Source organism: Fusobacterium sp. (assembly GCF_029258315.1).
In the GTDB taxonomy this organism is placed as follows: Bacteria; Fusobacteriota; Fusobacteriia; order Fusobacteriales; family Fusobacteriaceae; genus Fusobacterium_B.
Genome location: NZ_JARHZE010000085.1, coordinates 1 through 14,576, shown reverse-complemented (window position 1 = coordinate 14,576; position 14,576 = coordinate 1). Strand labels below are relative to the sequence as shown.

15 protein-coding genes and 1 rRNA gene are annotated in these 14,576 nt (G+C 27.5%); 13 read left to right on the top strand and 3 right to left on the bottom strand.

All coding sequences use genetic code 11. The annotated features are described in order from the left end of the window. Positions 1–103 (top strand): 5S ribosomal RNA (gene rrf, locus Q1J48_RS06215); the annotation flags it as partial. 227 nt (positions 104–330) lie between these two features. Further along, complete coding sequence (locus Q1J48_RS06210) at positions 331–1,035, top strand: Bax inhibitor-1/YccA family protein (RefSeq protein ID WP_300362037.1); 705 nt, start codon at positions 331–333, stop codon at positions 1,033–1,035. 115 nt (positions 1,036–1,150) lie between these two features. Here the strand turns inward: Q1J48_RS06210 and Q1J48_RS06205 are convergent, their stop codons facing one another. Continuing rightward, on the bottom strand, positions 1,151–2,512 hold the full coding sequence (locus tag Q1J48_RS06205) for an MATE family efflux transporter (protein WP_300362035.1): 1,362 nt from the start codon (positions 2,510–2,512) through the stop codon (positions 1,151–1,153). 243 nt (positions 2,513–2,755) lie between these two features. On the opposite strand from Q1J48_RS06205, the gene Q1J48_RS06200 reads away from it, so the two are divergent. Genes Q1J48_RS06200 through Q1J48_RS06180 form a run of 5 tightly spaced genes read left to right on the top strand, consistent with a single transcriptional unit; the run spans position 2,756 to position 5,912 of the window. Continuing rightward, positions 2,756–3,541: a threonine/serine exporter family protein gene (locus Q1J48_RS06200; protein ID WP_300345253.1), complete on the top strand. Its 786-nt coding sequence runs from the start codon at positions 2,756–2,758 to the stop codon at positions 3,539–3,541. Beyond that, positions 3,541–4,002, top strand: a complete 462-nt coding sequence (locus Q1J48_RS06195) for a threonine/serine exporter family protein (RefSeq protein WP_300362031.1) — start codon at positions 3,541–3,543, stop codon at positions 4,000–4,002. Before Q1J48_RS06200 ends, Q1J48_RS06195 begins: the two co-directional genes overlap by 1 nt. Continuing rightward, the gene (gene ybaK / locus Q1J48_RS06190; protein ID WP_300329423.1) at positions 3,980–4,450 is read left to right on the top strand and encodes a Cys-tRNA(Pro) deacylase; all 471 of its coding nucleotides are present in this window, start codon (positions 3,980–3,982) and stop codon (positions 4,448–4,450) included. The genes Q1J48_RS06195 and ybaK overlap by 23 nt, the downstream gene beginning before the upstream one ends. Positions 4,451–4,465: 15 nt before the next feature. Next, complete coding sequence (locus tag Q1J48_RS06185) at positions 4,466–5,116, top strand: NUDIX hydrolase (protein ID WP_300362028.1); 651 nt, start codon at positions 4,466–4,468, stop codon at positions 5,114–5,116. 7 nt (positions 5,117–5,123) lie between these two features. Beyond that, positions 5,124–5,912 (top strand): HAD family hydrolase, encoded by a 789-nt coding sequence (locus Q1J48_RS06180; RefSeq protein WP_300362025.1) that lies wholly within the window; start codon positions 5,124–5,126, stop codon positions 5,910–5,912. A 17-nt stretch (positions 5,913–5,929) separates the two neighbouring features. On the opposite strand, the gene Q1J48_RS06175 is transcribed toward Q1J48_RS06180, so the two are convergent. Both Q1J48_RS06175 and Q1J48_RS06170 read right to left on the bottom strand, forming a co-directional pair. Continuing rightward, positions 5,930–7,312 (bottom strand): TldD/PmbA family protein, encoded by a 1,383-nt coding sequence (locus Q1J48_RS06175; RefSeq protein ID WP_300329430.1) that lies wholly within the window; start codon positions 7,310–7,312, stop codon positions 5,930–5,932. Between the two features lie 95 nt (positions 7,313–7,407). Next, positions 7,408–7,974 carry a nitroreductase family protein gene (locus Q1J48_RS06170; protein ID WP_300329433.1) on the bottom strand — a complete coding sequence of 189 codons (567 nt, stop codon included), beginning with the start codon at positions 7,972–7,974 and terminating at the stop codon, positions 7,408–7,410. 164 nt (positions 7,975–8,138) lie between these two features. Here Q1J48_RS06170 and trhA point away from each other — a divergent pair, with 164 nt between their 5' ends. From trhA to Q1J48_RS06140, 6 genes are all read left to right on the top strand, one after another. Next, a complete protein-coding gene (gene trhA, locus Q1J48_RS06165; RefSeq protein ID WP_300329436.1) occupies positions 8,139–8,759 on the top strand; it encodes a PAQR family membrane homeostasis protein TrhA in 621 nt (206 codons plus the stop codon). Positions 8,760–8,775: 16 nt separating this feature from the next. Next, entirely contained in the window at positions 8,776–8,922 is a 147-nt protein-coding gene (locus Q1J48_RS06160) for a hypothetical protein (protein WP_300329439.1), read from the top strand. A gap of 20 nt (positions 8,923–8,942) precedes the next feature. Further along, entirely contained in the window at positions 8,943–11,456 is a 2,514-nt protein-coding gene (locus Q1J48_RS06155; RefSeq protein ID WP_300362022.1) for an AMP-binding protein, read from the top strand. Between the two features lie 135 nt (positions 11,457–11,591). Then, positions 11,592–11,795, top strand: coding sequence for a cold-shock protein (locus Q1J48_RS06150; protein WP_300329445.1), 204 nt, complete (start codon positions 11,592–11,594; stop codon positions 11,793–11,795). A 98-nt stretch (positions 11,796–11,893) separates the two neighbouring features. Next, positions 11,894–12,757 (top strand): alpha/beta fold hydrolase, encoded by an 864-nt coding sequence (locus Q1J48_RS06145; RefSeq protein WP_300362019.1) that lies wholly within the window; start codon positions 11,894–11,896, stop codon positions 12,755–12,757. A gap of 53 nt (positions 12,758–12,810) precedes the next feature. Beyond that, positions 12,811–14,576, top strand: a 1,766-nt coding sequence (locus tag Q1J48_RS06140) for an MG2 domain-containing protein (protein ID WP_300362016.1), incomplete at its 3' end; no start/stop codon positions are given.

The following is a 14,576-nucleotide window of genomic DNA, read 5'->3' as shown; positions in this document are numbered from 1 at the left end:
CTATGAGGGTACACCTAGTAACATACCGAACCTAGAAGTTAAGCTCATAAACGCTGAAAGTACTTGGGGGGCAGCCCTCTGGGAGGATAGGAACTTGCCAACTTTTTAATTTTTTGTAAAAAAGTTAAAAGTTATATACAAAATTATATATAAAGAAAAAAGATTTAAAAAAAATGTTAGTAAATATTTATATAAAAATGAATGAAGTAAAGTTTTATAAGTATTTTAATATATAGAATTAAAATATTTTATTAATTTAGTTTGAAAAGAAAATAAACTTTTAAAATGATTAGGTAGTCTAAGTAATATATTTAACAAGGAGGTTCTATTATGAGGTTAGAAGAGTTAGAAAACGAACAAAGATATTTAGAAGGAAGTTCAAACAAACTATTAAGATCATCATTCCTTTATATGATAATGGGATTATTGGTAACTTTCTTAGTGCCAGTATATATGGTATTTTTTAATCCAGGATTAATTAATTTAATAGCTAAATCATATTATGCAATAATAATTTTAGAGTTTGTAGTTGTAATGTTTTTATCTGCTAGAATATCTAAAATGTCTACAGGAATGTCAAAATTATTATTCTTTGTTTATTCTATACTAAATGGTTTTGTATTTTCATTGATAGGATTAGCAATAGGAGATGTATTTGTAATAGGTTATACTTTAGTTACAACTATTATAATGTTTGGTGTAACAGCGATATATGGATATACAACAAAAGAGGATTTAAGTAATTATTCAAGTTATTTAAAAACAGGATTAATAAGTATAATAATTGTTAGTTTACTAAATATTTTCTTAAAAGCTCCAGCAGTTTATTGGATGATAACAATATTTGGTGTTGTATTATTTTCAGCTTTGACAGCTTACGATGTAAATAAGATAAAAAATTTAGCTTATGAAATATCTGATGGAGATGAAGAGACTATTCAAAAATTAGGAATACTAGGTGCTTTAACACTTTATCTAGATTTTATAAATCTATTTCTATATCTATTAAGAATTTTCTCTAAAAAAAGAAATTAAAAATAAATAATCAAATAGAAAAAAGTTATAAATTGGTAGTTTTGTCTACTGATTTATAACTTTTTTTAATCATATAACTAATAAATAAAAATTACTTTCTTTAAATTTATTGATATTAAACTAAAGCTTTAATCCATTTTCTTGATCTAAATCTAGGGAAAGCAATTATGATTTTTGAAATTTCTTCTAAACAAATAAAACAATATAGTAAAACTATATTTACATCAAAGAATATAACAGCTATAAATCCAATAGGAATAGCTATAAACCACATTGAGATAAATTCTGTTAAAGTAGCATATAAAACGTCTCCTCCACCTCTAAATGTTCCAATGATGTAGCTCATACCTAAAAATCTTATAGGAAGAATAAAAGCCATAACTTTTAATACAAGTAAGGTATCTCTTTTTATCTCAGGTGAAACTTTAAAGTATGAATTAATAAATGGAGCTGTGAAAAAGAATGTAATTCCTATAAAAATTCCTACTAAAATTGAGAAAGAACACATTTTTAATCCTTTTTCATAAATAGCATCTATTGAATCTCCCTCTCCAATACTGTGTCCAATCATAATAGAACTAGCAACTCCAAGTCCAATACCAAAAATAAAGAAAAGATTATTTGTTATACCAGCTATCTGCATAGTGGTAATAGCATCAGTTCCAATAATAGCATATGCTTTTGAATAGGCAGTTGTTCCAGCTACCCAGATAAAATCATTAGTGACAACTGGAGAAGTTGTAGTTAAAAAAAGCTTAAAATCATATCTATCAAATGAAAATAGTTCTCTAAAACTAGCTTTTATAATATTATTTTTTACATAAGTCATAAAAAATAAGAAAGAAAGTTCTATAAGTCTAGCAAAAGTTGTTCCTAAAGCAGCACCTACAACTCCAAGAGGTCCTATTCCAAATTTTCCAAATATAAAAATATAATTTAAAATACCATTAAATAAAAAACCAACAAGACTTCCTTGCATTGGAATTGAAGTTTGCCCAGTACTTCTTAAGGCAGCACAGAAGTTAAAAGAAAGATATGTAAATATATAACTAGGTGCAACAGCTCTTAAATAAGAGGCCCCTATTTTAACTACTTCCTCATTAGCAGTGAAAAGTTTTATAATAAACTCCGGAAAAAAAAGAGCCAGAGAAGAAAAAAATACTGCAAATACAGTTGAAACTGCAAGGGAAATACCAGCAAATTTTTTTATATTATAAATTTCTTTTTTTCCCCAAAATTGTGATAGAAGAACACTACCACCAACACAAACAGCAGAAGTAGTTAAAAAGAATACTAGATAGTATTGATTGGCTAAACCAACGGCTGCAATGGAATTTTTTCCTAAATGTCCTATCATAATATTATCTAAAAGATTTAGTGAAGAGGTAATAAGATTTTGTCCTATCAAGGGCAGGGCTAAAAGCAGTAAACTTTTAATAAAATTTTTATTAAAAGAAAATAAAGATAATAGTTTCATAATCACTCCTTAAAATTATCAAAATAAAAAAGCAAGTATGGGTAATTATTAGCCATTCACCTGCTTTTTAAATATTTTTATATATTATACTTAAAAAAAAATTATTAGTCAATATAATAAAAAAATTATTTTTAATAAAAAAAATCAATAAAAATGCTAAAAATACACAATAAGAACTAGATAAATATTGAAATATTTGTTATAATTTTCCTATAAAAAAGATATTTGGGAGTAAATAATTATATGAAAGAAAAAAAAATGGAAAACAGACTAGAAAGCGAGATATTAGAATTAACTGCTTATACAGGGAAGTTAATTCTTCAAAATGGTGGAGAGGTATATAGAGCAGAGGACGTCATTTGTAGAGTAGGACGCCATTATGGATATGAGATAGAAACTTTTGTAACCATAACTTGTATAGTTGTTTCTATAAAGGGAAAAGATTCTCAGTATCATTCATTGGTTTCAAGGATAACAGAGAGAAGTTGGAACTTGAATAAGGTTCATAAGGCAAATAAATTGATAAGACAGATAGATCAATATACTTTTGATGAATTTTATGAAAAGATGAAAAAAATAGATAAAAATTTTTATAATGAGTTGTATAGATATATGATTGGTTTTATTTTTGTATCAATATTTATTGGACTTTTATTTGGTGGTGGAATAAATGAGGCCATCATAGGTGGAATAGCTGGATTTGTAGCAGGGATAGCGACTTATTATGTTGGAAAAATAGGTATGAATGGTGTAATAGTAAACTTAGTTGGAAGTATAGTCTGTACAAGTATAGCTTGTATTGGAAATTATTTTGGATACACAGAAAAACCATCAACAATAATAATTGCTTGTTTGATGAACCTTGTACCAGGACTTGTATTTGTCAATGGAATAAGGGACTTTGTTGCGGGAGATTTGATAGCAGGAAGTTCAAGAGTAATGGAAGGGTTAATGATAGCTACTTCACTTGCAATAGGAGCAGGGATTGTAATAAATTTATATTCTATGATTGGAGGAACAGTATATTAATGGTAAGTCAATTTATATATGCTTCAATGGTAACTTACGGGTTTTGTTTGATATTTAATGTTAGAGGAAAAATAGCTATTTCATCATCAGTTGTTGGTGGATTAGGTTGGCTAGTTTATATTATTTTAACAAAGTTAGGATTTAGTATTGGTGTGGGATTCTTTTGGGCTGGGGTAGCTGTGACCTTTGGTTCTGAGATGATAGCAAGAATATTAAAAACACCAGTGACATCAGCACTAATTCCTACATTTACACCTCTTGTACCAGGAGGGGGAGCTTATTATACAATGCTATATTTATTCAATGGTGAATATACAAGAGCAGCAAATAAAGGAGCTGAAACTTTTATAGTATCTATGGCAATTATTTTAGGGTTTGTTGTGGTGACAGAATTTTTTAAATTATACACTAGAATAATTAATGAAAGGAAAAAATTAAATGAAAAAAACAAATGCAGTTAGAGAGTTAGATCAACACAAAATAAAATATTCTTTAAGAGAATATAAGGTAGATGAAAATGATTTAAGTGCTATTCATGTAGCTTTAGAAACAGGACTTGATCTTAATCAAATTTTTAAAACACTATCTTTGTTAAATGAAAAAAAAGAATTATTAATTGTTTGTATCCCTGGAGGAGATAATATAGATTTAAAAAAATTAGCAAAGTTAGCGGGATGTAAAAAGGTAGAAATGTTACCTCTAAAAGATTTAACAGCATATACAGGATATGTAAGAGGTGGTTGTTCGCCAGTAGGAATAAAGAAAAAACATCAAAGTTTTATCCATAAATCAGCTTTAGATTATGAAACTATAATTTTTAGTGGTGGTATGAGAGGACTCCAAATAGAGATGTCTCCTAAAGATTTAATAGAATATTTAAATATGGAAGTGGGAGATTTAATAGTATAAAAGAGGTGAAATCTTTTGAATAATATTTTATGTAATTTTTTAGATAAAAGAGAGGAAGAAGAAAGAATAATCGGAAAAGAAAAGGATAAAAAATATTCTGTTCTTGCTCTATTTTGTGAAAAGGATGGAAAAGTAAGTATACTTTTTGAAAAGAGAGCCAAAAATATAACCCAAGGGGGAGAGGTATCTTTTCCCGGTGGAAGAACTGAAAAAAATGAAAATTGTATAGAAACAGCCTTAAGAGAAACTTTTGAAGAGATTGGAATAGCAAAAGATAGAATTCAAAAGATAAGACACTATGGAAAGATTGTTATGCCAACGGGACAGTTAATAGATGTTCAAATAGGTTATATAGAAAATTTTTCTATGGAGGAAATAAAAGCAAATCCAGATGAAGTTGAAAAAGTTTTTTTAGTTCCCTTAGATTATTTTTTAGAGAATGAGGTTGTTATAAAAAATGTTATGGTTGAAAATGTACCTGAATATAAAATTGGTGATGAAGTAAAAATATTTCCAGCGAAAGAGTTAAATCTTCCAGAGAAATATCATAAACCTTGGGGAAGAGAAAGAAAGGTATATTTTTATAATTATGATGGAGAGGTTATCTGGGGAATAACTGGTGAAATTTTATATTCTTTAATTGGTGAGATAAAAAAATATTATTAGGAGAAAAATGATAAAATTAATAGTAACTGATATGGATGGAACACTTCTTAATGATGAGAAAAAAATAGATGAAAGTTTTTGGGAAGTTCATAAAAAAATAACAGATCTAGGTATAAAATTTGTAGTGGCAAGTGGAAGACAATATTTTAATATTATTAAAAATTTTGAAAGGTTGGATAAAAATATAATAGTCTTAGCGGAAAATGGAGCTATTATAATGGAAGATGAAAAAGAGTTGTATTCTAAACCTCTAAAGAGAGAAGATGCTATTGAACTTTTAAAGATAGGAAGAGCACTTCCAACAGCAAATTTAATTTTTTGTGGGAAAAAGAAGGCTTATTTAGAAGATGGCAATCCAGAACTTATAAAAGAGGTTGAAAAATATTATACAAAATTTGAAATAGTTGAAGACTTAACAAAGGTAGATGATGAAGCTTTGAAAATTACAATCTGTGATTTAGTAGGGGCTGAAGAAAATTCATACAAGGGTTATAAGGATTACTATGATAAATTTAAGGTGTCTGTTTCTGGAGAAATTTGGATGGATATAACTGATAAAAATATCAATAAAGGGATAGCTCTTGAAAGTTTACAAAATAAATTGGGAATAGGAAGATCTGAAACTATGGTTTTTGGTGATTATTTAAATGATTATGAACTTTTAAAACAGGCTGAGTATAGTTTTGCCATGGATAATGCACATCCAGAATTGAAAAAAATAGCAAATTATAATGGTGGAAATAATAACGAGGCTGGAGTTGTAAAAAGTATAAAAAAATATGTTTTAGGAGAGTAAAAATACTCTCCTAATTTTTATTTTCTACCACCAACAGTTATTTCACTGACTCTTAAAACAGGTTGTCCAACATTTGTAGGGATACTTCCAGAAGATGAACCACACATACCTTGTCCATAACCAAGATTATCCCCTACCATATCAATTTTTTTAAGAACCTCTCCACCATTTCCAATAAGGGTAGCTCCTCTTATAGGTTCTTTAATTTCTCCATTTTTAATAATATATCCTTCCATAACAGCGAAGTTAAAATCTCCAGTAGTAGGATTTACAGAACCTCCACCCATATTTTTTGCAAATATACCATACTCAGTATTTTTTATTATCTCTTCAAAGGATGAATTTCCATTTAAAATAAAAGTATTTGTCATACGAGAAGTAGGAGCGTACTTATACGATTCCCTTCTACCGCTACCAGTTGATTCCATTCCCATTCTTCTACCATTTAATTTATCAACTAAATATCCTTTTAAAATTCCATTTTCAATAAGTAGATTTCTTTGAGTTTTATGTCCCTCATCATCAATTGTTAAACTACCCCATTCATTAGGAATAGTACCATCATCAACAGCACTAACTAAAGGACTGGCAATTAGCTCTCCAACTTTTCCTGCAAAAATAGAATTTCCTTTTGCTACACTAGATGCTTCTAGTCCATGACCACAAGCTTCGTGGAATATAACTCCACCAAATTTATTATTAATTACAACAGGAAATTTACCACTTGGGGAATAATTAGCAAAAAGCATTGTCTTGGCTATTCTTGAGGCTTCACGAGCTTCATTTTCAATATCTAAAGATTTAAAAAATTCAAATCCAGCAGATGCTCCAGGACTTACTCTACCAGTTTGCATATCGTTTCCATCACTTGCAATACTTTCAATAGAGATTCTTCCACGAACTCTTTCATCTGTAACCCAAAGTCCCTCACTATTTGCAATAAGGATATTTTGCTTAACATCTCCTAAAGAAACTCTAGTTTGAGATATAAGTGGATCATAATTTTTTGCACTATGACTAGCTATTCTCATCAAATCAATTTTTTCAGACTTTTTTATACTCTCTGGAAAAATTTTTATTTTATTTATATTTTCAATATCTTGTTTAATAAGATTTATAGTGATATCCTCTTTAGTTCCCTCGATACTTTTGGCTATTTTTTTAGTTGTTTCTATAAGATTTTCCTCTGTCACATCATTTGTATAACCATAGACAGAAAAAACTCCTTTAAAAATTCTGATTCCAACTCCAAAATCTCTTCCAGATATAGAGGATTCTATTTTACCATCTATCATAAAAAGATTAGATGAATTTTTTTTCTCAACAAAAACTTCTGCAAAATCTCCTCCAGTTGAAAGAGCTATATCTATAATTTTTTCTACAATATGTTTTTCTAGCATAATACCTCCAGTGAAAATATATTTTATTTACATTATATCATAAAAAATATAGATATAAAAATTAGCTGGTAAAAATATTTTACCAGCTAAATCAATTAAAATATCAATTCATTTAAAGGAATTTTTGGTACAAAGTTATGTCTTTTTTCGACATCTCTATAATAATCAATATTTCCCTCTACTGCCTCAACCACAGTTGAGATTTCAAGTGGTTTTCCAAGAGCTATCAATATTTCGCAATTATAATTTGATGGAAGATTTAAAAGATCATGGACAGCTTTTTTATCAAAAGCTCCAAGAATACAACCACCATACCCTAAAGTTACAGCAGTGAGTAAAATATTTTGAGCTGCAACTCCCATATCAAAATAATTTATATTCATATTTAAATTTTTATCATTGGGAAGACACATAACAATATAAGCAACAGGGGATTCCTCTAAACTAGGATTCCATTTTAGAAGTCCAGCCCACTTAGTTAAAGGAAAGATTTTCTCACAAGTGGAATCATTTTCAACAAGAGCATATCTAATATTTTGTGAATTTCTAGCACTTGCTGCGAGTCTGGCATTTTCAATCATCATTAAAAGTTCTGCCTTTGATATTTTGTCGTCTGTAAAAGTTCTATAAGATCTATTTTTTAAAAATATCTCTTTTTCCATATAAATAAAAACCTCCTTGAGTTTATTATAAAATTCTAAAATTAATCTAAATATCTTTAATTTGAAAATATTTATAAAAAAATTGTAAAAAATAAATAAAAATTATAAAAAAAATATAAATTGTGTTACAATATTTATAAGGGGGGAATGATAGGGGGTATTTTATGAAAAGAAGTAAAGAAGAAATTCTAAATGCAATAACTCATTATTTAGGTGCTGTTCTTTCAATTATAGGTTTTATTTTATTATTAGCTCATTCTTTAAAAATTGGAAAAACAGAGTATGTTATAAGTTGTGTAATATTTGGTATAGCACTTATCTTTCTTTATACTATGTCAGGTACATATCATTTTCTTATAAATAAAAAACTTAAGAGACTGTTTAGAAAGTTTGATCATATTGGGATTTTCATCTTAATATCAGCCTCATACACTCCATATATCTTTACAATTTTAGACGGAAAAATTAAATGGATAGTTTTTTTTATTCAATGGGGTTGCACTTTATTTGGAACTGTTTATAAATTATTTTTTACTGGAAAATTTGAAATTTTATCAACCTTGCTTTATTTGATTATGGGGTGGATGATAGTATTTGTGATAAAAGATGTAAAATCATCATTAAGTGGACTGTCATTTGGTTTTCTAGTTTTTGGTGGGATTACTTACACCTTAGGAACAATATTTTATGTGAATAATCATTTGAAATATAATCATGTTATTTGGCACATATTTGTAATTTTTGGAAGCTTATTTAATTATCTTTCAATTTACTATATAATATAATTTACTAGGAGGAAAAATGAATTTTTATGTGAAACTGATAATAAAAATTTTAGAAAGAAGTATGTCGGGACAGGATTCTGAGATATTGATGAAGCTAAAAAGAGGAATAGATTTAACTAGTGAGGACAAAAAAGAGTTAGAAGAGATGATAGATAACTTATAGTAGTTGGAGGGAGAAAAAATATGGCAACAAAATTTGTTACAGATTTCAATAAAGAAGCTGTATTTTATAAGGGACAAGAGTATACTTATAAAGATTTAATAAGAAATTCAAAATATATTTCTTCAATATTAAATATAAATCCTGGAGATAGAGTTGTAAACTTCATGGAAAACAGGCCAGAATTTATATGTAGTTTTTTTGGGATTTGGAATAGTAAAGGTATTCCTGTTAACATAGATGCAGGTTATGATACAGAGGAGTTAGCATATATATTGACAAATGCAGATCCTAAAATAATTATGACATCTAATAAAAATTTAAAAATAGCCAAAGAGGCTGTTGAGATGGTTAAAAAAGATATTAGGATAATAAACTGTGATGATTTAGTTTTCTCAAAAGATTTTCCAGTTGATGAATATGTTATCTATTCTCCAGAACCGGAAGAAACAGGAGTACTATTATATACTTCAGGAACAACAGGAAAACCAAAAGGGGTAGTTCTTACTTTTGATAACCTAATGTCAAATGTCGATGCAATAGTTGAGATAAAAATGGCAACACCAAAGGATAGAGTATTAGCCTTACTTCCATATCATCATGTGTTACCACTTTCTATAAATCTTTTAATGGCTATCCATATAGGAACTTTGATAGTTTTAATAGATGAGCTTTCAGCAAGTGCAATTTTAGGAGCTTTACAAAAATACAAAATAACAATTGTGGTTGGAGTTCCAAGACTTTGGGAAATGATTCATAAAGGGCTTATGGAAAAAATTTCTAAAAGTAAGATTGCCTCATTTTTATTTAAAACTTGTAAAAGTATAGATAATCCAAAAATCAGTAAGGTTGTTTTTAAAAAAGTTCATGATGCTTTAGGTGGACATATCAGATATTTAGTTTCTGGAGGAGCCAAACTAGATGCAAATATAATGGAAGACTTTAGAGGATTGGGAATAAAAGTTCTTGAAGGTTATGGACTTACAGAAACATCTCCTATAATAGCTTTCAATAGACCAGATGATGTTCATATTGGAACTGTTGGAAAAACTATTCCAGGGGTAGAAGTAAAGATAGCAGAAGATGGAGAACTTTTAGCAAGAGGAAGAAATGTTCTTAAGGAATATTATAATAATCCAGAGGCCACTAGAGAGGTAAAAGATAGTGAGGGGTGGTTTCATACTGGAGATTTAGGAAAAATAGAGAATGGGTATATAAGTATAATAGGAAGAAAAAAAGAGATGATAGTTTTATCAAATGGTAAAAATATAAATCCATCAGATATTGAAAATGAGATTGCAAAAGGTAGTGACTTAATAAAAGAGATAGCTGTAATGGAATATAATAATCACTTATTAGCTTTAGTTTATCCAGATTTTCAACTTATGAAAGAGAGAAATATAGTTAATATTACAGAGACATTAAAATGGGAGATAATAGACTCGTATAATATAAAAGCACCAGCTTATAGAAAGGTTCTTGAAATAAAAATAGTAAAAGATGAACTTCCAAAAACAAAATTGGGAAAACTAAGACGTTTTATGTTAAAAGATGTATTGGCTAATCTTGATAACAAAACAGAGGAAAATAAAAAAGATGTAAAAGAGGATCCAGAGTGTCAAACAAGAGAGTTTAAAACTTTAGCAAATTATATAAAAGAGGAAAAGGGAGAAAATATTTATCCAGATTCACATATTGAAATTGATTTAGGATTGGATTCACTAGATATAATTCAATTGAATTCTTTTATAGAAAAAACATTTGGATTTAAAGTAAAAGAGGAAGAGGTAGTAGATTTAAAAATTATAAGAGATATTTGCGAATATATTAGAAAAAATAGTAGTGAATATCACTTAGAAAAAATAAATTGGTCTGAAATTTTAAAAGAATCAATAGATTATAAATTACCATCTTCAAGTATGATTTGGTTTACTAAGATGTTTTTTGCTCCTGTTTTAAAATTATATTTAGGATTAAAAGTAAAAGGGGTTGAAAAATTATCAAGTGAACCAAGAATAATTATTTGTAACCATGAAAGTTTTATAGATGCTTTTGCTGTTCAAAGATTATTTAAAGGGGATATGTTAAAGAAAACTTATTATTTTGCTATTAAAAAACATTTCCAAAATCCATTCTTAAATTTTATGGCAAGAAATGGAAACATTATCTTAATGGATATAAATGACAATCTAAAAGAGTCTCTACAAATTTCAGCTGAAGTTCTTAGAGAAAATAAAAATTTGGTAATTTTTCCAGAGGGAGCAAGAACAAGAGATGGACAATTACAAGAGTTTAAAAAATTCTTTGCAATTTTATCAAAAGAATTAAATATTCCTGTAACAGTTTTAGGAATAGATGGAGCTTACGAGTCTATGCCATTTGGAAGTGTGATACCAAAACCTGCAAAAATAAAATTAGAGGTGCTAGGAGAGGTAAAACCAGAGGGCAACTCAGTGGAAGAAATAGTTGAAAAATCTAGAAAAATAGTAGCCCAATGGAAGGTTGAAAACAAAAATAAACTTGACAAAATAGCTTAAATAGAGTATAATTAATCATGCAGTAGAGATTATTGAAGTACAGATTGTGAAATAGGGGTATCTGAATAAAATACTGAAGTTTCTAAACTAGTCTTTTTAAGTTCTATGCAAAAGTATTTTATGGAGGTATCACTAATGAACAAAGGAACAGTTAAATGGTTTAACGCTGAGAAAGGATTCGGATTCATCACTTCTGAAGAAGGAAAAGATTTATTCGTTCACTACTCTGAAATCAAAAAAGAAGGATTCAAAACTTTAGAAGAAGGTCAACAAGTATCTTTCGAAGTTAAAGAAGGACAAAAAGGACCTCAAGCTGCAAACGTACAAATCCTTGGATAATTAAAAATAAATAGTTTTTAAGCCTACTCATATGAGTAGGTTTTTTTATTTTTATTAATTTTATAAAAAAATAGTACTGAGAATAAAGGAGAACTATTATGGAGAAAAATATAAAAGGGATAATTCAAATAATTCATGGGATGTGTGAATATAAAAAAAGATATATTCATTTTATTAAGTATTTTGAAAAATCTGGTTGGAAAGTAGAGATATTAGATCATATTCATCACGGAGAAAATGTTAGAAATAAGGAAGAAATAGGGATTTTTAAAAATGATTTCAATGATATGATAGAAAATCAAATAAATTTTACCAAAGAATTAAAGAAAAAGTATAAAAATCTTCCTTTTATTATTTTTGGACATAGTATGGGTTCTTTTATAGCTCAAGAGCATATGAAAAGATGTGGAAGTCTTGTAGATGGATATATTTTTTGTGGCTCTTGCTATAAACAAAAGTTTCTATGGAGTTTTGGGGAAAAATTAAGTTATCTTTTAGATAGAATTTATAAAAATAAAAGGGCTAATATTATAAGAAAAATGATATTTTTAAATTCCAATGGAAAAATAAAAAAAGAATATTATCTTAATGAAAATTCTTGGTTGTCTCGTGATATAGATGAGGTAAAAAAATATTCTCAAGATAAAAATTGTGGGTTTACTTATAGCAGTAGTTTTTACAAAGAGTTTTTTATATTTTTAAACAGACTATATGATGAGGATAAATTTGATAATATTTTAAAAGGAAAACCTATATTTATAATTTCAGGAAGTATGGATCCAGTTGGACTTTATGGAAAAGGTGTAAAGGATCTAAAAAAATTTTATGAAAAGATGGATTTTAAAAATATAGCTTTTAAACTTTATAAAGACGCAAGGCATGAACTTCATAATGAAATAAATAGAGATGAAGTTTTCAGAGATATTGAAAATTGGATAGAAAAAATAATTTGTAAAAATTAGTTTTATGAGGTATAAAAGTATTAAGAAAAAAGGTTATTAAAAGGGGGGAGTAAATGAAAAAACTACTGTGTCTTATATTTTTGTTTATGATGTTAGGTTGCAACAAAGAAAATGAAGCGAAAAATAAAAAGATAACAGAAAATCCAGGCATAAAGATGGAAGAGGTAAATGAGGGGAAAAAGATATCAAAAGAAATAAAACAAATAAAAGAGTTAGGTGTGGTAGGAGTTACAACAAACTCTGAGAATAATCCTAAAATAGAAATAGAATTTACAGAAAAATTAAAAGATGAAAATATAGATGGGTTTATAAATATAAGTCCAAATGTTAATTACAAGATCTTAAAAGATAGATCAAGATTAATAATAGTTGGAGATTTTAAAATAGGTGAAAAATATAATCTAGAAATTTTAAAAGGAATAAAGGATATAAAAGGAAGTATCCTAAAGGAAGATATAAAAAAGGTTATTAATTTTAATGAAAAAGAACCTAAATTAGTTTTTTCAAATGATGGGATAATATTGCCAAGTTCAAATAATAAAAAGATAGCTTTTAAATCAATAAATGTAAAAAAAGTTAATGTAAAAATAAAAAAGATATATGAAAATAACTTTACTCAATTTTTACAGGAATTTATTTTTAAGGGGAACGGAAATGTTTTTGACTATGGCGTAGATGAAAATTTTTATAAGGTAGGAGATACCGTTTTTAACAAAGACTATGAGTTAAATATAGAAAAAAATGTTTGGCAACAAAATGAGATAGATTTAGATAATTTTGTAGATAAAAAAGGGCTATTCTTAGTAGAAGTAACTTTTGATGAGAAAGGAATAGACTATACTTTTCCAAAGGATAAAGATAGATGGGAAAGACAAAATTTAATAGATCGTAATGGAAAGATAGGAAAGGCTATATTACTATCAAATATCGGTGTGATAGCTCAAAAAGAAAAAGAAAATACAAATATAATAGCTATGGATATTTTAAAAAATTCTCCTATAAAGGATGCAACTGTTAAATTGATCTCTTTTAATAATCAAGTTACTCAAGAGGGAAAAACAGATGAAAATGGAGAGGTGAAATTTAGAAATAATAAGGATATAATGTATGCCCTTATTGAATCAGAAGATGAGAAATCAATTTTAAAATTTAATGATTCAAAACTTTCTTATGATGGATTTGAGGTAGATGGAAGTTTTAACATTGGAGAAATAAAAAGTTTTATCTATACAGATAGAGGAGTTTATAGACCTGGAGATACAATAAATGTATCTATGATAGTTAGAAATATAAAAGAAAAATTTCCAGATAATCACCCTGTAAAAATAAATGTATATAATCCAGTAGGAAAAAGAGTTATAGAAAATCAGATAATAACAGACGGAAAAGATGGATTTTATAAATATAGTTTTAATACTGATCTTGAATCTGAAACAGGTATTTGGAAAATAGAATTAGAAGTTGGAAGTGAAAAATTTATAAAAGATATATCTATAGAAACAATAGTTCCATACAAAATAAAAGTTGAAACTAAATTACCAGAAAAAATTGATTTAAATAATGAAAATAGTTTAAATATGGATATTAAATCCAAGTATCTTTTTGGTGCTGATGCAGATAATCTTAAATATAATGTAGAACTTAATATAAAAGAAAAAAATATTAATTTTGAAAAATATAGAAACTATACATTTAAAAATCCAATCTCCTATGGATATTCTTATGGAGATTATATAGATGGAGTTTTAAATGAAGTTGGAGAAGGGAAAGTTAATTTTAATATTGAAAAAGTATCTCCTAAAGATATAAACCTTGTGGG

Excerpts from the sequence above, each read along its gene's own strand:
- Q1J48_RS06210 (WP_300362037.1), top strand. The coding sequence starts at position 331 with ATGAGGTTAGAAGAGTTAGAAAACGAACAAAGATATTTAGAAGGAAGT.
- Q1J48_RS06205 (WP_300362035.1), bottom strand. The coding sequence starts at position 2,512 with ATGAAACTATTATCTTTATTTTCTTTTAATAAAAATTTTATTAAAAGT.
- Q1J48_RS06200 (WP_300345253.1), top strand. The coding sequence starts at position 2,756 with ATGAAAGAAAAAAAAATGGAAAACAGACTAGAAAGCGAGATATTAGAA.
- Q1J48_RS06195 (WP_300362031.1), top strand. The coding sequence starts at position 3,541 with ATGGTAAGTCAATTTATATATGCTTCAATGGTAACTTACGGGTTTTGT.
- ybaK (WP_300329423.1), top strand. The coding sequence starts at position 3,980 with ATGAAAAAAACAAATGCAGTTAGAGAGTTAGATCAACACAAAATAAAA.
- Q1J48_RS06180 (WP_300362025.1), top strand. The coding sequence starts at position 5,124 with ATGATAAAATTAATAGTAACTGATATGGATGGAACACTTCTTAATGAT.
- Q1J48_RS06175 (WP_300329430.1), bottom strand. The coding sequence starts at position 7,312 with ATGCTAGAAAAACATATTGTAGAAAAAATTATAGATATAGCTCTTTCA.
- Q1J48_RS06170 (WP_300329433.1), bottom strand. The coding sequence starts at position 7,974 with ATGGAAAAAGAGATATTTTTAAAAAATAGATCTTATAGAACTTTTACA.
- trhA (WP_300329436.1), top strand. The coding sequence starts at position 8,139 with ATGAAAAGAAGTAAAGAAGAAATTCTAAATGCAATAACTCATTATTTA.
- Q1J48_RS06160 (WP_300329439.1), top strand. The coding sequence starts at position 8,776 with ATGAATTTTTATGTGAAACTGATAATAAAAATTTTAGAAAGAAGTATG.
- Q1J48_RS06155 (WP_300362022.1), top strand. The coding sequence starts at position 8,943 with ATGGCAACAAAATTTGTTACAGATTTCAATAAAGAAGCTGTATTTTAT.
- Q1J48_RS06150 (WP_300329445.1), top strand. The coding sequence starts at position 11,592 with ATGAACAAAGGAACAGTTAAATGGTTTAACGCTGAGAAAGGATTCGGA.
- Q1J48_RS06145 (WP_300362019.1), top strand. The coding sequence starts at position 11,894 with ATGGAGAAAAATATAAAAGGGATAATTCAAATAATTCATGGGATGTGT.